Source organism: Saccharothrix luteola, assembly GCF_020859565.1.
Classification (GTDB): domain Bacteria; phylum Actinomycetota; class Actinomycetes; order Mycobacteriales; family Pseudonocardiaceae; genus Actinosynnema; species Actinosynnema luteola.
Window position 1 is genome coordinate 85,787 of the sequence record NZ_JAJHUO010000027.1, and the last position, 21,704, is coordinate 107,490.

The 21,704-nt window shown below is 73.6% G+C and carries 19 protein-coding genes; 9 read left to right on the forward strand and 10 right to left on the reverse strand.

Annotated elements, in window-relative coordinates; translation table 11 throughout:
• Nucleotides 1–25 precede the first annotated feature (25 nt).
• Nucleotides 26–295, reverse strand: a complete 270-nt coding sequence (locus LNK82_RS33560; protein WP_230570929.1) for a GNAT family N-acetyltransferase — start codon at nt 293–295, stop codon at nt 26–28.
• 63 nt (nt 296–358) lie between these two features.
• On the opposite strand from LNK82_RS33560, the gene LNK82_RS33565 reads away from it, so the two are divergent.
• Entirely contained in the window at nt 359–1,375 is a 1,017-nt protein-coding gene (locus tag LNK82_RS33565) for an LLM class flavin-dependent oxidoreductase (RefSeq protein WP_230570930.1), read from the forward strand.
• 266 nt (nt 1,376–1,641) lie between these two features.
• Here the strand turns inward: LNK82_RS33565 and LNK82_RS33570 are convergent, their stop codons facing one another.
• Nucleotides 1,642–4,746: an AfsR/SARP family transcriptional regulator gene (locus LNK82_RS33570; protein WP_230570931.1), complete on the reverse strand. Its 3,105-nt coding sequence runs from the start codon at nt 4,744–4,746 to the stop codon at nt 1,642–1,644.
• A 126-nt stretch (nt 4,747–4,872) separates the two neighbouring features.
• Between LNK82_RS33570 and LNK82_RS33575 the strand changes: the two genes are divergently transcribed.
• The gene (locus tag LNK82_RS33575) at nt 4,873–6,423 is read left to right on the forward strand and encodes an MFS transporter (RefSeq protein ID WP_230570932.1); all 1,551 of its coding nucleotides are present in this window, start codon (nt 4,873–4,875) and stop codon (nt 6,421–6,423) included.
• 59 nt (nt 6,424–6,482) lie between these two features.
• On the opposite strand, the gene LNK82_RS33580 is transcribed toward LNK82_RS33575, so the two are convergent.
• Nucleotides 6,483–8,477, reverse strand: coding sequence for a UvrD-helicase domain-containing protein (locus LNK82_RS33580; protein WP_230570933.1), 1,995 nt, complete (start codon nt 8,475–8,477; stop codon nt 6,483–6,485).
• 127 nt (nt 8,478–8,604) lie between these two features.
• On the opposite strand from LNK82_RS33580, the gene LNK82_RS33585 reads away from it, so the two are divergent.
• Nucleotides 8,605–9,375 (forward strand): carbon-nitrogen hydrolase family protein, encoded by a 771-nt coding sequence (locus tag LNK82_RS33585; protein WP_230570934.1) that lies wholly within the window; start codon nt 8,605–8,607, stop codon nt 9,373–9,375.
• 2 nt (nt 9,376–9,377) lie between these two features.
• The gene (locus tag LNK82_RS33590; protein WP_230570935.1) at nt 9,378–10,205 is read left to right on the forward strand and encodes an SDR family NAD(P)-dependent oxidoreductase; all 828 of its coding nucleotides are present in this window, start codon (nt 9,378–9,380) and stop codon (nt 10,203–10,205) included.
• Nucleotides 10,206–10,248: 43 nt separating this feature from the next.
• Here LNK82_RS33590 and LNK82_RS33595 read toward each other — a convergent pair whose 3' ends face one another.
• Nucleotides 10,249–10,803, reverse strand: coding sequence for a TetR family transcriptional regulator (locus tag LNK82_RS33595; RefSeq protein WP_230570936.1), 555 nt, complete (start codon nt 10,801–10,803; stop codon nt 10,249–10,251).
• 86 nt (nt 10,804–10,889) lie between these two features.
• On the opposite strand from LNK82_RS33595, the gene LNK82_RS33600 reads away from it, so the two are divergent.
• Nucleotides 10,890–11,798 (forward strand): SDR family oxidoreductase, encoded by a 909-nt coding sequence (locus LNK82_RS33600; protein ID WP_230570937.1) that lies wholly within the window; start codon nt 10,890–10,892, stop codon nt 11,796–11,798.
• On the opposite strand, the gene LNK82_RS33605 is transcribed toward LNK82_RS33600, so the two are convergent.
• From LNK82_RS33605 to LNK82_RS33615, 3 genes are read right to left on the reverse strand one after another with little or no spacing between them, the layout of a single operon-like run.
• Nucleotides 11,788–12,612 carry an ABC transporter ATP-binding protein gene (locus LNK82_RS33605; RefSeq protein WP_230570938.1) on the reverse strand — a complete coding sequence of 275 codons (825 nt, stop codon included), beginning with the start codon at nt 12,610–12,612 and terminating at the stop codon, nt 11,788–11,790. The two genes, LNK82_RS33600 and LNK82_RS33605, sit on opposite strands and share 11 nt — an antisense overlap.
• Entirely contained in the window at nt 12,609–13,637 is a 1,029-nt protein-coding gene (locus LNK82_RS33610; protein WP_230570939.1) for a FecCD family ABC transporter permease, read from the reverse strand. The genes LNK82_RS33605 and LNK82_RS33610 overlap by 4 nt, the downstream gene beginning before the upstream one ends.
• On the reverse strand, nt 13,634–14,635 hold the full coding sequence (locus LNK82_RS33615) for a FecCD family ABC transporter permease (RefSeq protein WP_230570940.1): 1,002 nt from the start codon (nt 14,633–14,635) through the stop codon (nt 13,634–13,636). Before LNK82_RS33615 ends, LNK82_RS33610 begins: the two co-directional genes overlap by 4 nt.
• Nucleotides 14,636–14,709: 74 nt before the next feature.
• Between LNK82_RS33615 and LNK82_RS33620 the strand changes: the two genes are divergently transcribed.
• Nucleotides 14,710–15,186, forward strand: a complete 477-nt coding sequence (locus tag LNK82_RS33620; protein ID WP_230570941.1) for a hypothetical protein — start codon at nt 14,710–14,712, stop codon at nt 15,184–15,186.
• 30 nt (nt 15,187–15,216) lie between these two features.
• On the opposite strand, the gene LNK82_RS33625 is transcribed toward LNK82_RS33620, so the two are convergent.
• The gene (locus tag LNK82_RS33625; protein ID WP_230570942.1) at nt 15,217–15,621 is read right to left on the reverse strand and encodes a DUF1304 domain-containing protein; all 405 of its coding nucleotides are present in this window, start codon (nt 15,619–15,621) and stop codon (nt 15,217–15,219) included.
• 110 nt (nt 15,622–15,731) lie between these two features.
• On the opposite strand from LNK82_RS33625, the gene LNK82_RS33630 reads away from it, so the two are divergent.
• The 3 genes from LNK82_RS33630 to LNK82_RS33640 all read left to right on the forward strand — a co-directional run bounded on the left by LNK82_RS33630 (nt 15,732) and on the right by LNK82_RS33640 (nt 19,358).
• Nucleotides 15,732–16,772, forward strand: a complete 1,041-nt coding sequence (locus tag LNK82_RS33630; protein WP_230570943.1) for a helix-turn-helix transcriptional regulator — start codon at nt 15,732–15,734, stop codon at nt 16,770–16,772.
• A 96-nt stretch (nt 16,773–16,868) separates the two neighbouring features.
• On the forward strand, nt 16,869–17,777 hold the full coding sequence (locus LNK82_RS33635; protein ID WP_230570944.1) for an NADP-dependent oxidoreductase: 909 nt from the start codon (nt 16,869–16,871) through the stop codon (nt 17,775–17,777).
• Nucleotides 17,778–17,858: 81 nt separating this feature from the next.
• On the forward strand, nt 17,859–19,358 hold the full coding sequence (locus tag LNK82_RS33640; protein ID WP_230570945.1) for a hypothetical protein: 1,500 nt from the start codon (nt 17,859–17,861) through the stop codon (nt 19,356–19,358).
• An 18-nt stretch (nt 19,359–19,376) separates the two neighbouring features.
• Here LNK82_RS33640 and LNK82_RS33645 read toward each other — a convergent pair whose 3' ends face one another.
• Nucleotides 19,377–20,741: a hypothetical protein gene (locus LNK82_RS33645; RefSeq protein ID WP_230570946.1), complete on the reverse strand. Its 1,365-nt coding sequence runs from the start codon at nt 20,739–20,741 to the stop codon at nt 19,377–19,379.
• A complete protein-coding gene (locus tag LNK82_RS33650) occupies nt 20,741–21,592 on the reverse strand; it encodes a WXG100 family type VII secretion target (protein WP_230570947.1) in 852 nt (283 codons plus the stop codon). The genes LNK82_RS33645 and LNK82_RS33650 overlap by 1 nt, the downstream gene beginning before the upstream one ends.
• Between the last annotated feature and the right edge of the window lie 112 nt (nt 21,593–21,704).

Sequence of the window (21,704 nt, forward strand, 5' to 3'; positions counted from 1 at the left end):
GTGCCGACCCGGATCGGGGAAAGCGTCACCCGGCCCGCAGTTCCGGGTGCTTCTCCAGGTAGCCGCGCACGAAGGAGCATTCGGCCACCACGGTCAGGCCCTTGGCGCGCACGTCCTCGAGCGCCTGCCGGACGAGCTTGCCGCCCAGGCCCTTGCCCTCGACGGCGACCTCCGTGTGGGTGAACGTGACGACGCCGTCCGCCGAGGTGTACTCGGCGAAACCGCCGAGCTCGCCGTCCAGGCGGACCTCGTAGCGGGACAGCTCGGGGTTGTCGGACACGGACACAGCGGTCACGGGTGCTCCTCCAGGCTCTGGCTCGGTGGGTGCCACCGTAGCCGCAGCGGGCAAGATTGTCGGATGGACGTGTACCTGCTGATCTTGGGCGATCACCTGCCCAACCCGTACACCGGTCGGGCCGTGACCGAGTGCGAACGGCTGGGGGCGATGGTCGAGCAGGCCGTCGTGGCGGAGGAGGCCGGCTTCACCGGGGTGGCGATCGGCGAGCACCACTTCACCCGGTACATCGTGTCGGCGCCGGAGCTGCTGCTGGCGACGATCGCCGACCGCACGTCGACGTTGCGGCTGTCCACCGGGGTGACGCTGCTGGCGCACCACGACCCGGTGCGGGTGGCGGAGAACGTGGCCACGCTGGACGTGCTGTCGGGGGGCCGGGCGGAGCTGATCGTGGCGCGGGGTGTGTCGCAGCGCACGGACGTGGCGTTCGGGGTGCAGGACGACGTGCGGGCGCGGTTCGACGAGAACCTGCGGCTGATGCTGCGGCTGCTGGAGGAGAAGCACGTCACGTGGGAGGGCAAGTACCGCAGTCCGCTGGTGGACGTCACGACGACGCCGCGGCCGGTGCAGCAGCCCCGGCCGCTGGTGTGGATCGGCAGCGGTTCGGCGGTGTCGACGGACCTGGCGGTGGAGCTGGAGCTGCCGTTGATGCTGCCGAGCACGTTGCGCGACCCGAGCACGCACCGGCCGGTGGTGGAGCGCTACCGGGCGGCGATGGGCGGTGGTGGGCGGGTGGCGTTGCCGAGCCACGTGTTCGTCGCGCCGACGGCGGCGCAGGCGCGGGCGACGTGGCGGCCCCACCTGGCGGCGTACGCGGAGTTCGCCGACCCGTGGCGCGGTGACGGCGAGGCGGACGTCGACGTGCTGATGGACGGTGCGGCGGTGTGCGGCGATCCGGCGGAGGTGACCGGGCGGTTGAACCGGCTGACCGACCTGCTCGGCCTGGACGCGCAGCTGGTGATGGTCGACATCGGCGGTCTCCCGCACCAGGCCGTGCTCGACACGATCCGCCTGTTCGGCCGGGAGGTGCTGCCGAACCTGAAGCCGGCGGCGGCACGAGCCGCGGACCGCGCGTCCTGAGCGTTGAACTCGGGTGTTCTGAACGTAGGACACGCGCGGTCTGGAGGTAGGACTCTCGCGTGGAGTGGGTAGTCCGGGTGGGAAGGAGGTTGCCATGGTCCAGCCACAACCGCCCCCGCAGCGACCCGTGCCCACGCCGCCCCCGGTGCCTCAGCCGCCCCGGGAGCCGTCGCCCGGCACCGAGCCGCCGATCCCACCGACCCCGGAGCCACCGCCGCCCAACAAGCCGGCGCCGAACGAGACTCCGCCCACCGGGTGAGGGACGGCTAGGGGACCAGGAGGCCCGGCTCCGCGCCCTCGGTTCGGCCTTGGGCGACAGCGGTGGTGAAAGCGTCGTCGCCCAGGGCTGAGCGGGTGGTGGCGGTGATCCGGGTGACGTCGCCGCGCTCGCCCGGCGGGAGCGGGGCGCCCGCTCGTTCCCGCAGGGTGGCGGCGGCGCCCAGCAGGCGGGCGGCCCGGTCGTGGTCGCCCGCCAGGGCTTCCGCGCCGGCCAGGCCTTCCAGCGCGAGGGCCACGGCACGCGGGTCGGCCGCCTTGCGCGCCGCGGCCAAGCCCTCCAGGTGCAGGGTGCGGGCGGTGTCGGTGTCGCCCCGCTGTTCGGCGATGAAGCCCAGTTCGGCGAGGATGAGGGCGACCGCCATGTCCGACTCCAGCCACCGGTCGTGGGCGAGCCACTTGCGCAGCAGCGCCTCGGCCTCGTCGAACCGGCCCTGGCGGCGCGCGCTGAGCGCCAGCCCGAGTTCGGCGAACTCCTCGCCGATCGTGTAGCCCTGCGCCACGGCCTGCGCACGGGCGCATTCGTGCAGCTCATCGGCCTGCTCGTGATCACCCGTCAGCAACGCGATCCGGCCGAGCGCGGACAGCTTGTCCGCCACGTCGGTGCTCAGGCCCAGCTCCTCGGCGATCCGCAGGCCCTCGCGGTGCACCTCGGCGGCGCGGTCGTAGTCGCCGACGACCTCGGCGTGCGCGCCGAGCCCGAACGTCGCGTGCAGCCGGCCCCACCGGTCGCCCACCTCGGTGAACAGGGCCATGCTGCGCTCGCCGTGCTGCGCCAACGCGTCCAGGTCGCTGCGCGCCAACGCGTACCGCGCGAGCGTGCCGTGTGCGGCCGCCGTGCCCCACCGGTCGTCCTGGGCCCGGAACGCCGCCAGCGCCGACGTGACCAGGTCCTCGCCGACGCCCAGCTCGCCGATGCCCAGGCCGACGAACCCGAGGAACCACTCGGCGCGGGCCCGTCGTGCCGCGGTGTCCCGATCGGCGGGACGGGCGGCCCGCGGCGGCACGAGCCCCGACGCCACGCCCATGAGCAGGCTGAACGCGGTGTGCCACGCCCGGACCGTGCCGGCCACGTCCTCCGGGCCGCCACCGGCCAGCGCCGCGGTCGACGAGCGGCGGCCCTCGCCGAGCCTGCCGCGCAGCACCCAGTACCAGGCCAGCGAGTCGACCAGCGGCAACGCCTCGCCGTCGCGGGCCGCGCGGTCGATCGCCGCACGCAGGTTGGCCGCCTCGGCGTCGAGCAGGCGCAGCCACCGCCGCTGCTCCGGGCCGCGCAGGTGCGGGTCGGCGGTCGCGGCCAGTCGCGCGTAGTGGTCGCGGTGCCGTCGCTCGGCCGACGCGACCTCGCCCGCCTCGCGCAGCCTGGCCGACGAGTACTCGGCGACCGACTCCAGCAGCCGGTAGCGCGGCGGGTCGTCGCCGAGGGTGGCGGTGACCAGCGACCGGTCCACCAGGCGTGCCAGCAGGTCGGGCACGTCGAGGTCGTCGTCACCGGCCACGGCCTCCGCCGCGCTCAACGTCCAGCCGTCCACGTGCACCGACAGCCGGCGCAGCACGGTCCGCTCGGCCTCGGTCAGCAGCTCCCAGCTCCAGTCGAGCACGGCGCGCAGGGTGCGCTGCCGGGCCGGCGCGCCGCTGTGCCCGGCGGTCAGCACGCGGAACCGGTCGTCCAGCCGCGCCAGCACCTCGTGCACGCCCCACGCGCGCACCCTGGTCGCGGCGAGTTCCAGGGCCAGCGGGATGCCGTCGAGCCGGCGGCAGATCGCCGCGACGGCGTCGGCGTTGTCGGGGTCCAGCGCGAAGCCCGGCACGCCCGCCGCGGCCCGGGCCACGAACAGCTCGACCGCGCTGGGCTCGGCCAGCGTCGGCACGTGCCACAGCAGCTCACCGGCCACGCCGAGCGGACGTTGGCTGGTGGTCAGCACCCGCAGGCCCGGCGCGGCGCGCAGCAGCCCGGCGGCCAGCTCCGCCACGGCGGGCGCGACGTGCTCGCAGTTGTCCAGCAGGAGCAGCATCCGCTTGGCGCGCACCGCCTCGGCCAGCTTGCCCGCCAGGTCGGTCACCACGCAGTCGCGGATGCCCACGCTCGTCGCGACCAGGGCCGCCACCTCGTCCGGCGGCGCGCCCGCGGGCAGGGCGGCCAGCTCGACCAGCCACGTCCCGTCCGGGTACCCGGCCACCAGGTCGCGCGCCACGGCCAGCGCCAGCCGCGTCTTGCCCACGCCGCCGGGCCCGGTGAGGGTGACGAGCCGGTCGGCCGCGAGCAGCGACCGCACCTCGCCGACGTCGGCGTCCCGGCCGACCAGGTCGCCGAGCGGGTGCGGCAGGTTCGTCGGCGGCTCCGCCGTGCCGCCCAGCGAGGGGTCCTGCTCCAGGATCGCCCGGTGCAGCGCGGCCAGCTTCGGCCCGGGTTCGACGCCGAGCTCCGCGACCAGCCTGGTCCGCAGGTCGCGGTAGCCCGCCAACGCCTCGCTCTGCCGTCCGGCCTGGTAGAGGGCGCGCAGGTGGGCGGCGCGGAGGCGTTCGCGCAACGGGTGCCTGGCCACCAGGTCGCCGAGCTCGTCGGCCAGGACGCCCGGCTCGCCGAACTCCAACCGGGCCTCCGCGCGCTGCTCCCACGCGGTGAGCCGCAGCTCCTCCAGCCGGGAGGTGACCTCGCGGGCGAAGTCCTCGTCGGCGAAGTCGGCCAGCACCGGTCCGCGCCACAGCGCCAGGGCGTCGTCCAGCAGCGCGACCCGGGTGCGCGGGTCGCCGGTGGCCTCGGCGAGGAGCGCTTCGAACCGGCCGGCGTCCACCGCGTCGGGGGTGACGTCGAGCAGGTAGCCGGGCGGGCGTGAGACGACCAGCCGTCGGGTGCCGGGTTCTGCCTCGTCCAGCGCGGCGCGGAGCTGGGACACCCTGGTCTGCAACGCGCCGGCGGGGTTCGCGGGCAGCCGGTCGCCCCACAGGCGGTCGATCAGCCGGTCGGCGGGAACCACGCGGCCCGCGTCGATCACCAGCTGGGCCAGCAGCGCCCGGACCTTCAGCTCGGGAACGCGGACGGCACGGGCGTCCGACGTCCACGCCGCGAGCGGGCCCAGCACCCCGAAACGCACGGTCGGACCGTACCCGAAGGCGACCCGAAGTCGATCTGGACGGTTCCTGGAGCCGCGCCGGACACCGTGGGTTCCAGACGGGCGGGACCCACCGCCCGAGCGGTTCGAGCAAGGGGAAGAAACACCATGTCTGTCGATGTCGGTGACCGGGCCGGGACCAGGGAATGGCTCGGACTCGCGGTGCTGCTGCTGCCGACCGCGTTGCTCTTCCTGGCCATGACCGTGCTGTTCCTGGCCACCCCGCACATCGCCGCCGACCTGCGGCCGACCAGCGACCAGCTGCTGTGGGTCAACGACGTGTACGGGTTCGTGATGGCCGGGCTCCTGGTGGCGATGGGCACCGTCGGCGACCGGATCGGTCGGCGGCGGGTGCTGGTGTTCGGCGCGGTGGCGTTCGGGCTGGCGTCCGTCGGCGCCGCCCTCGCGCCGAACGTCGAGCTGCTGATCGCCGCGCGCGCCGTGATGGGCATCGGCGCGGCGGCCGTGATGCCGTCCACGTTGTCGCTGGTCAGCACCATGTTCCGGGACGCGCGGCAGCGGGCGACGGCGATCGGGCTGTGGGCCGCGTCGGTGTCGGTGGGCGTCGCGGTCGGACCGCTGGTCGGCGGGCTGCTGCTGGAGTCGTTCTGGTGGGGTGCGGCGCTGCTGATCGGCGTGCCGGTGATGGCGCTGGTGGTGGTCGTGGCGCCGATGTCGGTGCCGGAGTACCGGGCGCCCGGTGCGGGGCTGCCGGACGTGCCGAGCGTGCTGCTGTCGATGGCGGCGCTGCTGCCGTTCGTCTACGGGATCAAGGACTTCTCCAAGTCCGGGCTGACGGTGACCTCGGTGGTGGCGGTGGTCGTCGGTGTCGCGTTCGGGGTGCTGTTCGCGCGCAGGCAGCTCCGGCTGGACAGCCCGCTGCTGGACGTGCGGCTGTTCGCGAACCGGACGTTCAGCGGCGCGTTGGGCGTGTTCCTGCTGTCGGCGATCGCGCTCGGCGGCATCTACCTGCTGTTCACGCAGTACCTGCAACTGGTGGCCGGGCTGTCGCCGTTGGCCGCGGGGCTGTGGATCCTGCCCGCCGCGCTGGCGCTGGTGGCCGTGTCGACGTTGTCGCCGATCATCGCGCGGCGGGTGCGGCCGGCGTACGTGGTGGCGGGCGGCGCGGTGTTCTCGGTGGCCGGGTACGTGGTGCTGACCCAGGTCGGGAGCGTCGGCGGGCTGCCGCTGCTGATCACCGGGTTCTACCTGCTCTACCCCGGCATCGCGCCGACGATGGCGTTGACGACCACGCTGGTGATCACGGCCGCGCCGCCGGAGAAGGCGGGCGCCGCGTCGGCGGTCAACAGCACGGCGAGCGACCTCGGCGTGTCGCTCGGGATCGCGTTGATGGGCAGCATCGGCACGGCGGTCTACCACGCCACGATGCCGTCCGACGTGCCCGCCGAGGCCGCGGACTCGTTGCCGGGCGCGCTGTCCGCGGCTGCCGGCCTGTCGGCGGACGCGGCGCGGGCGCTGGTGGAGCCGGCGCGGGCGGCGTTCACCAGCGGGCTGAACGTGGCCGCGGTGGTGGCGGCGGTCCTGGTCGCGGGCGCCGCGCTGCTCGCGGTGACCGTGCTGCGGACCGTGCCCGCGACCGCAGCGCCGGCGGAGGAGGAGGCTCCGGCCGAGCGGGAGGGCACGGCAGCGGCCTTCTGACCCCCCTCCGCCGCGAGGTGCAGGCCCTGTCCGCGGTGCCGCGGGCAGGGCCTGCCTGATCACGTGGTGCGCACGACGACGAGGCGTTGGGTGGCGCGGGTCAGGGCGACGTACCGCTCGGCCGGCGTCATGCGGTCCGGGTCGACCACCACGACGGTGTCGAACTCCAGGCCCTTGGCCGCACGCGGCGTGAGCGGGCCGGCCGGGGTGATCACGGCGAACGTGCCGGTGGGCGGGCGGAACGACTCCGGGTCGGCGCCGGTGACGTCGAGGGGTGCTTCGCCGTGCCGCACGGACGTCGGCGGGACGGCGGAGGGGTCCACTTCTGCCAGCGCGCCCGCGGCGTAGGCCATGATCTCGGCGGGCGTGCGGTAGTTGACCGTGAGCCGGCGGTACTGCCAGCGGTCCCCGGCGAGTGGGTCGAGCACGGTCCGCCAGTCGCGGGCGCCCGCTTCGGACTGGCGTTGGGCCAGGTCGCCGACGATGGTCATGGACCGGTTCGGCCCGCGCCTGGCCAGCAGCCGCCAGTCCATCCCGGACAGTTCCTGCGCCTCGTCGACCACGATGTGGCCGTAGGTCCACTCGCGGTCGACGGCCGCGCGTTCGGCCAGGACGCGGTGGTCGACGGCGGTGTGGCGGTCGGCCAGCCACTCGGCGTCGACCAGGTCGACGGCCCGCAGCTCGTCCTCGTGCATGGCCTGGTCGGTGTCGATGACGTGCAGCACGCCCTGCGCGTACTCCACGGCCTGCCTGCGCTCCTGCGCGGCGCGTCGTTCGGCCCGGCCGTCGGAGCCGAGCAGTTCGGCGGCTTCGTCCAGCAGCGGCACGTCGGAGACCGTCCACGAGTACGGGTCGTCGCGGTGCAGCTCGGGGTGGCCGAGGGCGAAGCAGCGGCCCGCGTAGAGGTCGGCGAGGAGTCGCTGCGGGGTGAGGACCGGCCACAACGCGGTGACGGCCCGCCGCACGTCGGGGTGGCCGGCGAGTTCGCGGCGCACGTCGGCCGCGAGTTCCGGCCAGTCCTCGCCGATGAGGTCGAGCGCCGGCGCGACCAGCGCGTCCACCAGGGCTCGGTGGAACGCGGGCTGGGCCTCGTTGTGCTTGAGCCCGGCGGCGCGCGCCCGTTCCCTGGCCCGGGCGGCGATCTCGGCGGTGAGCGGGACCGTGACGTCCTCCAGTTCGACCGGGATGGCCTCGACGGGCACCTCCTGCCGGTCGGCGATGGCCGCCACCAGCAGGTCGACGGCCGCGAGGCCGCCCTTGAGCGCTTGGAGCTCCGGGGTGTCCTCGCGTTCGGTCCGGACGCCGGGGAACAGCTCGCCCGGCGTGGCGAACACGACGTCGGTCTCGCCGAGGGACGGCAGCACTTCGCCGATGTAGCGCAGGAAGCCCGGGTTCGGCCCGACGATCAGCACGCCTTGGCGGGAGAGCCGGTCGCGCTGCGCGTAGAGCAGGTAGGCCACGCGGTGCAGCGCCACCGCCGTCTTGCCCGTGCCCGGGCCGCCCTCGATCACCAGCACGCCCCGGTGCGGGAGCCGGATCACCTCGTCCTGCTCGGCCTGGATGGTCGCCACGATGTCGCGCATGGTGTCGGAGCGGGGTGCGTTCAACGCGTCGAGCAGCGCTTTCGAGCTGAGCTGGAGCTCGTCGTCGTAGAAGCTCTCCAGGCGCCAGCCCCTGGTGCGGAAATGGCGGCGAAGCGTCACTCCTTCCGGGTTCGCCGCGGTCGCGGTGTAGAACGGGCGGGCCGCCGGCGCGCGCCAGTCGGTCAGCAGCGGCTCGTAGTCGCGCTCGGTGTCGAACAAGCCGATCCGGCCGACGTAGACGCGGTCCTCGGCGGTGTCGATGCGGCCGAAGCACAGGTTCTCATCCGCCACGTTCAGGCGGCTGACCTGCTCGGACAGCGTCCGGACGGCCACTTCGCGGTGCCAGCGCTGCTCGTGGCCGTCCTTGAGCGCGGCGTCCAGCTCCGCTCGTGCGGCGGCCCGTTCCAGCTCCAGGCGGTCGTGCAGGAAGGCGATCCGCTGTTGTTCGGCGGACAATTCCCGGGTGGTCACGCTTGCCCCCTGTGATATACTCGGGTTGTCTCCATTCCGCCATTTCCGGCGAAGTCAACCTTTGTTTTTACCACATTTTCGCGAACCCCTCCCCCGCGTCGCCCGATCGCGTGAAATGATCGCCGGTGTGGAATCCGACGAGTTGGTGGTCGCCGTCGCGCAGCACGCGCCCGTGCCCGGTGACGTCGCGGAGAACGCGCGCCGTGCGGCCGTCACGGTCGCCGACGCGGGGGGTGCGGGCCTGGTGCTGTTCCCGCTGCTGTCGTTGACCGGCTACGACCTGGACCGGCTCGCCGATCCGGCGTGCTGGGTGACGGCCGACGACCCGAGGCTGGACGTGGTCCGCGAAGCGAGCCGGGCGCACGGGGTGACGGCGGTGCTCGGCGCGGCGTGGCTCGGGCCGGACGGCCGCCGACTGCTGGCGTCGGTGGCGCTGGCCCCGGACGGTTCGGTCGAGGTGATCGGCAAGCAGTACCCGAGCCGGGCCGAGCGCGAGCTGTTCGAGCCGGGTGAGCCCGCGCCACCGCTGGACGTCCGCGGTTGGCGGGTCGCGCTCGCGGTCTGCTACGACGCGGCGGCTCCCGAGCACGCGCTGGAGGTGGCGCGGCGGGGCGCGGACGTCTACGCCGTGTCCGCGCTGTACACCGAGGGCCAGGAACGGCGGCTCGACGTGCACCCCGCCGCCCGCGCGATGGACCACCGGATGTACGCGCTGGTGGCGAACCTGGCGGGCGCGGGGCCGGGTTGGCGCTCGTGCGGCGGCAGCGGGGTGTGGCACCCGGACGGGCGGCGGGTGGTCGCGGCGGGCGCGGGCCCGCAGGTCGTGACCGCGCGGTTGGACCGCGCCGACCTCGACCGGTTGCGCGCGGACGACTCGAAGGCCGGTTATCGGGGGTAGGCATGGGGATCCTGGACGGCAAGGCCGTGATCGTGACCGGCGCCGGTCGCGGGTTGGGTGAGGCGTACGCGCGGCACGCGGCGGCGGCGGGCGCGCGGGTCGTGGTGAACGACGTCGAGGGCGCGCCGTCGGTCGCCTCCTCGATCGTCGACGCGGGCGGCGAGGCCGTGGCGCACACCGGGTCGGTGACCGATCCCGCGGTCGCCGCGGCGCTCGTGGAGCTGTGCGCGTCGTCGTTCGGGCGGGTCGACGGGCTGGTGAACAACGCGGGCGTCACGCACTTCGCCGAGCCGTGGGAGGACGAGCCGGACGTGCTGCGGTCGGTGATCGAGGTGAACGTGCTCGGCACGATGTACTGCGGCACGGCGGCGGCGAAGGTGATGCGCGGCGGCTCGATCGTGAACGTCGTGTCGGGCGCGATGCTGGGCCGTGCCGGCGCCGCGGCCTACTCGGCGTCGAAGGGCGCGGTGGCGTCGTTGACCTTGTCGTGGGCCGGTTCACTGGCCGCGCGGGACGTCCGCGTCAACGCCATCGCCCCGCTCGCGTGGACCCCGATGATGGACCTCGACCCCCGAGCCGAGCAGATCAGCTCACGGGACCAGACACCGGCCAAGATGGCGCCCCTGGTGACGTACCTGCTCAGCGACCTGGCCCGCGGCGTGACGAGCCAGCTGATCCGCTTCCTGCCGGACAAGCTGCACGTGATCTCGCAGCACGCCGTGAAGCAGCCCGTGCTGACCCGGGACTCGTGGGACGTCGACGCCATCGCCGCCGCCTTCGAGTCCGACCTGGTCCCCGAACCACCGGGCCGCACGAGGTGGCAGGTCTGAGGGCGGTCGGGAAGACCCGGCGGCGTGCCGGGATGAGCTGACCTCACAGGGCGCGCAGCACCGCCGCGGTGTCCGCGATGCACGCGGCGAGGGCCGGTGGTTCCTCCTCCGACACCCAACGCGTGAAGGCGACCTGGAACACCGTCACGGCGCTGTGGGCGGCGAGGGCGGCGATCACGTTGGTGACGCCGCGCCCGCGCAACGCTTCGGCCGTCGCGTCGACCAGTGCGGCGAGCTTGAGCAGTTCGCGTTCCCTCAGGCTCGGGTTGGCCTCGATCAGCCGGCTCCGCCGCACGGCGTGGTCGCGGCGGTCCTCCAGCAGCCCACCCGCGGTGATCACGCCGGCCAGCGCGGCGTCGAGGGGTTCGGTAGCGGGTGGCGCGGCGAGGATCGCGGTGGTCGCCGCCTCCTCCATGACGTGCGAACCGTCGAAGAGCACTTCCCGCTTGTCGGTGAAGTGGCGGAAGAAGGTCCGCTCGGTCACGCCCGCGCGTTCGGCGATGTCGCCCGCGGTGGTCTGCTCGAAGCCGCGTTCGGCGAACAAGTCCAGCGCGGCGCGGATCATCCGCCCCCGCGCGTCCGGTTCCCAGCGGCTCATGCCGGGAAGTGTAGTGATGACAGTTGCTGACATCGCCTGCTACGGTCGATGTCAGCAACTGACATCACTCTGGAGGAACGACTCCCATGCGCGTCTTCGTCACCGGTGCCTCCGGCTGGATCGGCTCGGCCGTCACCGACGAACTGCTCGCCCACGGGCACGAGGTCGTCGGCCTCGCCCGCTCCGACGAGGCCGCCGCCGCCCTGGCGGCCAAGGGCGCCACCGCCCACCGCGGCAGCCTGGACGACCTCGACAGCCTGGCGTCCGGCGCGGCCGGCGCCGAGGGCGTCATCCACCTGGCCTTCAAGCACGACTTCACCGACTACGCCGGCGCGGGCCGCACCGAGCGCGCCGCCACCCGGCGGATGCTCGACGTGCTGGAGGGCAGCGGGCGGCCGTTCCTGATCGCCTCGGGGCCGGCCTCGGGCGCCACCGGCCGGCCGTTCACCGAGGACGACGCGTCGCCGCACCACGGCGCCGACTCACCGCGCGGCGGCGGCGAGAACCTCGCCCTGGCCTACGCCGACCGCGGTGTCCGGCCGGTGGCGCTGCGCTTCGCCGCGTCCGTGCACGGCGTGAACGACCACGGCTTCGTCTCGACCATGGCCACGATCGCGCGGCAACGCGGTGCGGCGGGCTACCTCGGCGACGGGTCGAACCACTGGCCCGCCGTGCACCGCTCCGACGCCGCACGGCTGGTCCGGCTCGCGCTGGACCAGGCGCCGGCGGGATCACGGGTGCACGCCGTGGCCGAGGAAGGGCTGCCCATGCGCGACATCGCCGCCGCCCTCGGCGACTACCTGGGCCTACCCACCGCGTCGGTCGCCCAGGAGGACGCCGAGGCGCACTTCGGCTGGCTCGCGTACTTCGCCGGCCTGGACATGACCGCGTCGAACGCCCGCACCCGCGAGCTGCTCGGCTGGACGCCGACAGGTCCGACGCTGTTCGAGGACATCGCCGCCGGTGCGTACCCGGTGCCGATCCCTACGCGCTGACGCGCTGCCGCCGCAACGGCACGATCAGGGGTGTGTCGGTCTCCGGGTCGGCGATCACCCGGCACGGCAGGCCGAACACGTCCTCCACCAGCTCGGCGGTCACGATGTCGGCCGGCTTGCCCTGCGCCACCACGCCGACACCGGGCTTCATCGCGATCAGGTGGGTGGCGTAGCGGCACGCCTGGTTCAGGTCGTGCAGCACGGCGACGAGCGTGTGGTTGCCGTCCTCGTGCAGGTCGGCGCACAGGTCGAGCACCTCGACCTGGTGCGCGATGTCGAGGAACGTGGTCGGCTCGTCCAGCAGCAGGATCGACGTCTGCTGCGCCAGCACCATGGCCAACCACACGCGTTGCCGCTGCCCGCCCGACAGCTCGTCCACCAGGCGGTCGGCCAGGTCGTGCACGCCGGTCATCCGCATCGCGCCGGCGGTGACCTCCTCGTCCTCGACGGACCACTGCCGCAGCAGCCGCTGGTGCGGGTACCGGCCCCGGGCCACGAGTTCGCCGACGGTGATGCCGCCGGGCGCGATGGAGGTCTGCGGCAGCAGGCCCAGCCGGCGGGCGACCTCCTTGGACCGGTACGCCGAGATCGCCTCGCCGTCGAGGTACACGGTGCCGGCGCGTGGTTTGAGCATCCGCGCCAACGCCTTGAGCAGGGTGGACTTGCCGCAGGCGTTGGGGCCGACGATGACGGTGAACGAACCGTCCGGGATCTCGACGTCCAACCCGGACACGACGACGCGCTCGTCGTAGGACAGCGTCAGGTCCGCACCGCGCAGTCGTCCGGTGGTCGGCTCCGCCTCGGGCACCGTCACGTCGCGCTCCCCTTCCGCCACTCGTGGGCCAGCAGCCACACCAGGTAGAGCCCGCCGATCGCGCCGGTGGCGATGCCGACCGGCAGCTGGGTCGTCGGGAACAGCCGTTGCACCGCGAAGTCGCTGACGACCAGCAGCAGACCCCCGGTGAGCGCCGAGGCGGCCAGCCCGGGTCCGGACGCGCCGGTGAGCCGTCGGGCGACCTGCGGCGCGGCCAGCGCCACGAAGCTGATCGGCCCGGCGGCGGCCGTGGCGACGGCGGCCAGGCCGACGCTCACCGCGAGCAGCGCCAGGCGGGTCCGCTCGGCGTTCACCCCGAGGCCGGTCGCGGCGCTGTCGCCCATCTCCAGCAACGCCAACCGCCGACCGAGCGCCAGCGCGCACGGCAGCAGCACGGCCAGCACCGCCGCGACCACCTGGGCCTGGTCCCAGCCCCGGTTGTTCAGGCCGCCGACCAGCCACGCCTGCGCGGCCAGCGCGCTCTCCAGGGTGGCCCGCGTGAGCAGGTAGGAGTTGGCCGCGAGCAGCATCGCGCTCACGCCGATGCCGATGAGCACCAGCCGGAAACCCTGCACGCCCTGCTTGAGCGCCAGCAGGTAGACGGCGGTGGACGTGAGCAGGCCGGCGACGGTCGCGCCGAGCGCGGTGGCCGCCATGCTGCCCTGCGCCAGCACGAGGACCGCGATCGCGCCGGTCGCCGCGCCCTGGGTGAAGCCGATGATGTCGGGGCTGGCCAACGGGTTGCGGGACAGGCTCTGCAGGATCGCGCCGCTGAGCGCGAGCGCCGCGCCGACCAGCAGGCCGGTGATCAGCCGTGGCAGGCGCAGCGTGAAGACGACGAAGTCGGCGTAGCCGTCGCCCTGCCCGACGAAGGTGGCCAGCACCTCGCCGACGGTGAGCGGGAAGTCGCCGGTGACCATGGTGGCCACGGCGGCGACGGCGGTCAGCACGGCGATGGCCGCGCTCACGAGCAGGGCGCGTTCGCTGATCCGCAGCGAGACGGCGGGGGTGCGGATGGTCCTCACAGCGTGGCCAACTTCCGACGCCGGCACAGCGCGATGAACACGGGCGCGCCGATGAACGCGGTGATGATCCCGACCTCCATCTCCTGCGGCGCGATGACGACGCGGCCGACGATGTCCGAGCCGAGCAGCAGGATCGGCGAGAGCACCGCCGAGTACGCCAGCACCCAGCGCTGGTCGCTGCCGCCGATCATGCGGGCCACGTGCGGCACGGTCAGGCCGACGAACGCGATCGGCCCGGCGGCGGCGGTCGCGGCGCCCGCCATGAGCGTGACGGCGAGGACGCCGAACGCGCGCGTGCGGTTGACGTTCGCGCCGAGCGCCTTGCCGGTGTGGTCGCCGAGCGCCAGCACGTTGAGGTTCCGGGCGAGCAGGAACGCGATCAGGATCCCGGGCAGCACGAACGGCGAGACCTGGCCGATGAGCTCGAAGTCGCGGCCGGCGAGCGAGCCGACGTTCCAGAACCGGAACGAGTCGAACGTGTGCGTGAACAGCAGCAGGATCGCCGAGACGTAGGCGTAGAGCACGGCCGTCAGCGCGGCCCCGCTGAGCACCAGCCGGTCGGGGGTGGCCGCGCCCCGGCCCGCCGCGCCGAGGACGTAGACGACGGTCGCCGTGCCCGCCGCGCCGAGCAGCGCGAACCACACGTACCCGGTGGGGCTGGTGATGCCGAAGAACGCGATGGCGGACACGATCGCCGCCGCCGCGCCCATGTTCACGCCGAGCAGGCCGGGGTCGGCGAGCGGGTTGCGGGTCAAGGCCTGCATCACGGCGCCGGACAGGCCGAGCGCGGCGCCGACCAGCAGCCCGAGCACGGCCCGGGGCACGCGGACGTCGCGGACGATGGCCGCGTCGCCGGTGCCGTCGTCGGCGAGGAGCAGGGCGAAGGTGTCGGCGAACGGGATGCTCTTGGTGCCGATCCACAGGCTGAGCAGCACGATCAGGCCCAGCACGCCGATCGACACCAGCAGGCCGACCCCTCGCACCGCGTCGCGCGACACCCGCACCTCCTCGAAGTTTAGGTAAGGCTAACCGACACATCGGCCGAGTCGATCGTCCGGTTAGCCTCGCCGACGTGGACGACGAGGCAGCCGCGTGGCGCGGACTGGCGGCGCTGCTGCCGCCCGACCGGGCGAGGGACGTGCTCGAGTGCCGGGACATCGGCGAGCAGGAGGCCGGCCTCGACCTGCTCGTCACCGGTCTGGTCGACGGTGACGTGGCGATCGGCGGGGACGAGCGGGCGAGCCTCGCGGTCATCGCCGAGGTCTGGGGCGTGCGGGAGTCTGTCGAACCGACCCTGCGCCGCTGCCGGTCACGCGATGGCGGCCGGGTCCGGGTGGTCGGCGGCGAGCCGGTCGCGGAGGAGGACCTCGTCGTGGTCCCGTGGCTCGCGTGCACCGGCTGCGATCGCGTCCTCGGCCGCGTGCACCGGCGTGAGCCGTGGGGCGACCTGTCGTACGAGGCGGTGCGCTACGTGCTGCCGCCGCGACTGTTCGGGCCGGAGGAGGCTTGGGCGGCGTTCACGGCGCTGACCTCCTGCGTCCACCGGTGATCAGCGGCCTCCGGCCGTCCCGGGCGGTAGTCACGCGAGGGCGAGCGCGACGATCGCGACGAGCGCCGGGGTGACTTGCGCGATCGCGCCGACGACCCCGGAGCCCTTGGGGCGGCTCATCGCGAGGCGGTCCGACACGGCGAGGCCGAGGCCGGCCAGGACCATGAAACCGCACGTGTAGAACACGAGCGCGCGGCCGACCGCTTCGTCGCCCGTGTTGAGCGCGATCAGGCCGATGACCGTCCCGGAGCCGAGGAACAGGTTGTACAGGCCGACGTTGAACGACCACAACCGGACCGGCTCGACGTCCTCGGCGGGCACCTTGAACACGCCCCAGTGGACGCCGGGCCGCCGGAACAGCAGCGTCTCCCACACGAACACCAGCACGTGGATCCCCGCCGCCACCCCGGCGGCGACCTGGGCGACGACGTTCACGACGACCACTCCCCTGCCTTCATGACCCGACGGTAGGAGCGGTCCGCGACCGCCTGCCATCCCGGAAATGTGGGATGGCCGCGCGGCCGTCACCGGCGCATACTCCGGCCATGTGGGAAGGCCGGGCGGTCGGCGCGCGACGCGAGATCGCCGCGCTGGCCGCGGCGGGGCTCGGGGTCGTCGAGCTGCACCGGGCCGCGATCGACGTGGTCGAGCGGGTCGTGCCGACCGACCTGACCTGCTGGGCGTCGCTCGACCCGGACACCGCCGTGATCAGCACGATGACCAGCGGACCGAACCCGATCCCCGCCGAGTACGAGCCGCTGCTGGCGGCCTGCGAGTACGGCGGCGGCGAGCCGCACACGTTCGCCGAGCTGGCCCGCCGCCCGGAGCCGGTGGCGCGGCTGTCGGACGTGCCGCGCCGCGAGGTGGCCCGCAGCGGCAGGCTCAACGAGGTGTGGCGACCGCTCGGCCTCGGGCACGAGCTGCGCGCGGTGTTCCGGGTGGACGGCACGTGCTGGGCCGCGGCGGGCATGGTGCGGCGTGGCGAGTTCACCGATCGGGAGGTCGGGTTCGTCGCCTCCATCGCGCCCGCGCTGGCCGCCGCGACGAGGGTCGCGGCGCGGACCGGCGCCCACCGGGCCGGTGGCGAGCCCGCGATCGTGGTGGTCGGCCCGGACGGCGAGCCGCGTGCGGCCACGGCCGCCGCCCGGACCTGGCGGGAGGAGCTGGACGCGATCGCGCCCGGCCGGTTCGCGGTGGTGCTGCGCGCCGTGGTGACCGGCGCGCGGGCGGCGCCGTCCGGCACGTTCCGGGCACGCGTGCGCGACGCGTCCGGCGGCTGGGTCCTGGTGCAGGCCGGCCGGTTGATCGCGGAGGACGACCGCGAGACGGTGGTGACCGTCGAACGGGCGTCCGGCGGCGAGCTGCTCGGCCTGCTCCTGGCCGCCTACGGCCTCACCGCCCGGGAGCGCGAGGTGTGCCACGAGGTCATCGCGGGACGGTCCACTTCGGACATAGCGGCCCGGCTCACCATCTCCGCGCACACCGTGCAGGACCACCTGAAGTCGGTGTTCGGCAAGGTCGACGTGCGCAGCCGCGGCGAGCTGGTCGCCAAGCTCCGCCCCGAGGAGCACGCGGCCCCGTCATGACCCCCGCCTGGTGACCAAGGTGCCGGCGGCCGGCTGAGCGCGGTGACGTACGGTCGAGCGCTCGACCGCCCACCGCGCGTCCACCGAGGAGACACCGTGAAAGCCGTTGTGCTGAACCGCTTCGGCGGTCCCGAGACCCTGCGCCTCGAGGAGGTCGAACGACCCGAGCCCGGCCCCGGCCAGGTGCGCCTGCGGGTGCGGGCGGTCGGGGTGAACCCGTACGACGCGAAGATCCGTTCCGGCGCCATGGAAGCCGTCTTCAGCACGCCGCTGCCCACGATCCTCGGCCTCGAAGTCGCGGGCGTGGTCGACGCGGTCGGCTCGGACGTCACCGCCTGGTCGGTCGGTGACGAGGTGCTCGGCTGGTCCGACACCGGCGCGTACGCCGAGCACGCGTTGGCCACCACGGTCGCGCGCAAGCCCGTAGGGCTGTCGTGGGAGCACGCCGTGACGCTGCCCGTGGCCCTGGAGACCACCGACCGCGTGTTCGGCCTGCTCGGCGTCAAGCCGGGCGAGACGCTGCTGGTGCACGGCGCGGCGGGCGGTGTGGGCACGGTGGCCGTGCAGCTGGGCGTGCTGGCGGGGCTGCGGGTCATCGGCACCGCCGGTCCGGCCAACCAGGAGCACGTCGCCGCGCTCGGCGCCACGCCGACGACGTACGGCGAGGGCTTGGTGCAGCGGGTGCGCGCGTTGGCGCCCGAGGGCGTGGACGCGGTGTTCGACGTGGCCGGCAAGGGCGCGCTGCCGGCTTCGATCGAGCTGCGCGGCGGCACGGATCGCATCGTCACCATCGCCGACGGGCAGGCCGCCGCCGAGCTGGGCGTGGTGTTCACCCAGGGCCCGCCGCGGCGGTCCGCCGAACGCCTGGCCGAAGTCGCCGCTCTCGCCGCGGAGGGCCGGCTCGTCACCACCGTCGGCCGCGCGTTCCCGCTGGCCGACGCCGCCGAGGCGCACCGGGCCGCCGCCGAGGGCCACGGCCGGGGCAAGCTCGTGCTGACCGCGTGAACCCGCCGCCCTCTGGACACTTGGTCACACCTACCTGTAACACATGGTTAACAAGTACCGGCAGGAGTCCGAGGAGGTCCGATGGCGGCACGGGACATGGATCGGCGCACGCTGCTGCGCCACGCCGGGGCGGCCGGTGCGGTCGGGGCGCTCTCGACACTGTTCGGTAACGTGCCCGCGATGGGTCAGCCGTCCCCGACTCCGTTCGACCTGCACTTCGCGGTGGCGCACAAGCACCGCCCGTTCGACCTCGTCGCACCCCGGTTCGTGCAGTACGACAGCGCGATCACACCACCGCCCACCACCGCGAACACGCTGGTCAGCACCGGTGTGCGGCCCCGTGCGCCGTTCGGTTCGGTGCTGGTGGAGGTGCAGCGCGCCGAGGGCGTGGTGGTGGCGGGCCTGGCCGGCGGCGGCACGTCCGTGCTCGGCACGCTCGACGCGACCGCCGGCAAGGCGACGATCGAGGTGACCACCGGCGGTGCCACGACCACGCTGAAGTCCGCCGACGTGCGCGTGACCGGCGCGTTCCGGTTCGCCGTCGTGGTCAACGAGAACGCGGTCACCGTCCTGGTCGACACCACCGGCACGGGCACGGGCTGGCAACCCGTGCTGACCGAGCGGGACGGCGTGCGCGCGCTGGTCGACCTGCGGGTGCCCGCAGTGCTGGGCGGCCTCGACTACGTCTACGGCGGACGCGGCGGCGACGTGCGGCTGGGCCGGGTGCGCGCGGGCTACTTCGGCCAGGCGGGCGTCCGCGACCCGCACGTGGTGCAGCACGCCGACGGCAGGCCGTTCATCCGCGACGGCAAGCTGTACCTGACCATGACCAACGCCGGGTTGGGCTTCTTCCAGCAGGCGCACTGGGCGGTGTGGACGATCGACCTGGCCGACCCGTCCCGCCTGGAGCAGGTCGCGATCCTGTTCTTCGAGCGCGACGGCGTGGTGCTGGGCGACCACGCCGGGCAGGTCGTGTACGACGACCGCACCGGCCGCTTCATCGTGCTGATGAGCTCGTGGGGCGACTTCGCGTTCCGGGGCGTGCACATCCGGCACGCCGCGACCACCGCGAACGTGCTGCGCGGCGTGCACGTCCTGCGCACCGAGCGGCTCCCGCTGCCGACCTCCGTCAGCTCGTGGGACCCGGCCCTGACCCGCGTGAACGACCGCTGGCACCTCGCGTTCGTGGAGAGCGAGGCGCAGCAGCCGGCGTTCGTCTTCCACCCGGCGCTCGCGGTCGCCGCACCCGGCGCGGACTACACGGCGACGCGGCTGGTCGGCGCGGACACCGCCGTGGACCAGACCGAGGGCACGATCATCCAGCGCGTCGGCCGCGAGTGGTACCTCTTCGCCAGCGACGGCGACGCGCGCAACTACCCGGTGTACGACCTGGCGATGCACAAGCTGGGCACGCTCGACGCGCCGTACGGCACGAACATCCCGCACCCGATGCTGCTGCCGGTCGGCCGCGAGTGGTGGCTGATCACGTTCGACGGCACGCAGTACGCCGAGCCCGTGCTGGGGTACGGCGGTCACGGCGACCTGATCGTGATGCGCAGCCCCGCCCCCGGCCGAGGTTAGCCGGGGGCCGGGCGGGCACTACCCCTGCAACTGCTTCTCCTTGGCGAAGAACTCCTTGATCAGGTTGTCGCGCACCCGGGCCCCGTCGGCCGCGTACGGGCCGCCGGGGCCGGTGAGCTGCTCGATCTGGTCGAGCAGGACCAGGCTCTGGTCCCGCTGCGCGGGGTTCATGGTGAACTGCCGCCCGTCGAGGGTCACCGGGTTGCCCTGGACGTAGTCGCGCAGGCCGTTCCAGTCGGTCGGGGGTTGGCCCGGCGGGGGCTGGTAGGACAACCGCGGCGGGTTGCCGTTGGCGTCGTGGTGGGCGTTCTCGTTGACCAGCACGTTCTGGTACTCCAGCAACGTGTTGTGCGAGTTGTGGTGGTCGAAGCCGTGCTCGTTCTGCCTGGCGTGCCCGACCTCGTGCACCAGCGTCGCGTTGTCGTTGTGCTGGTCGTCGAGCATGAGCAGGTTGCTGTCGCCGTTGTAGGCGCCGCCGCCCTGCATGTCGAGGGCGTCCTTGGCCGGGGTGCCCGCGAAGTCCGGGTCGGCCATGAGGTCCGGCGGGAAGCCCATCATCTCGCCCAGGGTCATCCCCTGCTGCTCGGGGGTGAGGCCGTGGCGGTTCCCCGGCGGCAGGTCCATGACCGGCGTGTCGAGGGTGTACGGGCGGCCGTCCGGCCGGTTGCCCGTGGGCACGACGACCGCACCGACGTCGTTGGTGACGCCGAGCTGCTGCCGGATGTCGCCGATGCGGTCGCCGATCGGCCTGGGGTCCGGGTTCGGCATCGGCGTGGCGTTCGGCGGTGGCGGCATCGGGCTGTCACCGGACACCTCGGGAGGCGGCTGCACGGTGCTGTTGTCGCCGTTGGTGGTGTCGCCCTGGCCGTTGGTGCCGCCATCGGAACGCCCGCCCGACGAGCCGGGCGGTCCCTGGTAGACGGTGGTGTCCTGCCCGATGTTGTTCAGGTTGTCGGAGATGTCGCTGTCGGTCGTGCGCATCGTCTCGGCCGAGTCGCGGACCTTCTGCGCGGCGTTGGCGGCGGCGTCCGCGGCGGCCTTGGTCGTGTCCGCGCCCTGGCTGATCGTCGTGTTCAGGGGCGACGCGATCATGCTGCCGAACGCGCCGTACGCGTCCGCCGTGGCCTGGTGCGAGCCGAGGTTCTGGCTCGTCGTGGTGAGGCCGTCGCCCAGGTTGTCGAGGTTCTGCGCCTGCCAGTCCAGGTTGTCCAGGCTCATCGCGCTGCCGTTGTCGCTGATCTGGTAGAAGTCCGAGAACGGGTTCGGCGAGGGCGGCGGGCTGACCTCGTACTTGTCGCTGAACGGGTTGCTGGTCGTGCTGGTGGTGCTGTCCGGGCTGCCGGGCGGCGGCGTGGAACCACCGCCACCTCCCACGCGGGCCATCAGACAGCCGCCTTCGACTGGTCCGGCGCGCCGCTCTTGCCGTCGCCGTAGAAGTCGCCGTAACCGCCACCGGCCTTGACCGTCTCGTGCACGATGCCGCCCGCGTCGCCGAACCGCGAGAAGCCCTGCGCGATCGAGCCCATCGAACCGCCGAGTTTGCCGAGCCGCGCGGCCTGCCTGCCCAGCGCGGCGATCAGCTTGGCGATCCGGGCGCCGATCTGCACCGCCAGCGCGGTGGCCGCCCCGACCGCGTACCCGATGAACCCGACGATGGACGCGCCCAGGGTGAACACCGCTGCCGCCGCCGCGATCAACGCGCCCTTGACGAGCTGGGCGAGCAGGCCCGCGATCAGGTCGCGCACGATGTCGCGCAGGATGATGATCAGCGTGCCGGTCACCGCCGTGACGCGCGCCGTGCCGTCCACGACCTCGGCCAACGAGTCCAGCTCGCCGCCGAGCCGGTCCATGCTCTGCTTGAACGCCTCGGCCGCCTTGCCCTCCCAGCCGGTGAACTGGGCCATCGCGGTCTTGTGCAGCTCGGCCTGGTCGCGGATCTGCTTGGCGTCCGCCTTCACCAGCTCGATGTGCGCCTGGATGGCGTCGCGGTCGCCCATCAGCATGTCCAGCGGCTCGCGCAGGAAGCTGACGTGCTCGATCAGCCACCCGATCCCGGCCGCCAGCAGCGTGCCGATCGGGTCGATCGCCAACGCCACCGTCGAGGCCACGACGTCGATCGCGCCGAACGTGATGTCCAGGACGCGTTCGGTCTCGCTCTGCGCGTCGCCCTCGATCGTCTTGACGAAGCTCGCGTAGCTCTCGAAGATCCCGGCTCCGGTCCACTGGTCGGTCATCGCCGGCCCTCCCCGGCCGCGTCGCCGCCGTGCCCTCGCGTTCCCACGAAAATCTCTCCCCCTGCTCGGATCCGTCCGGGCGACAGTGCAGCGCGGCGCGCCAACGACGGAC

Coding starts and splice junctions, on each gene's coding strand:
- LNK82_RS33650 (WP_230570947.1), bottom strand. CDS start 21,592: ATGACCGACCAGTGGACCGGAGCCGGGATCTTCGAGAGCTACGCGAGC.
- LNK82_RS33630 (WP_230570943.1), top strand. CDS start 15,732: ATGTGGGAAGGCCGGGCGGTCGGCGCGCGACGCGAGATCGCCGCGCTG.
- LNK82_RS33595 (WP_230570936.1), bottom strand. CDS start 10,803: ATGAGCCGCTGGGAACCGGACGCGCGGGGGCGGATGATCCGCGCCGCG.
- LNK82_RS33590 (WP_230570935.1), top strand. CDS start 9,378: ATGGGGATCCTGGACGGCAAGGCCGTGATCGTGACCGGCGCCGGTCGC.
- LNK82_RS33645 (WP_230570946.1), bottom strand. CDS start 20,741: ATGGCCCGCGTGGGAGGTGGCGGTGGTTCCACGCCGCCGCCCGGCAGC.
- LNK82_RS33565 (WP_230570930.1), top strand. CDS start 359: ATGGACGTGTACCTGCTGATCTTGGGCGATCACCTGCCCAACCCGTAC.
- LNK82_RS33600 (WP_230570937.1), top strand. CDS start 10,890: ATGCGCGTCTTCGTCACCGGTGCCTCCGGCTGGATCGGCTCGGCCGTC.
- LNK82_RS33640 (WP_230570945.1), top strand. CDS start 17,859: ATGGCGGCACGGGACATGGATCGGCGCACGCTGCTGCGCCACGCCGGG.
- LNK82_RS33575 (WP_230570932.1), top strand. CDS start 4,873: ATGTCTGTCGATGTCGGTGACCGGGCCGGGACCAGGGAATGGCTCGGA.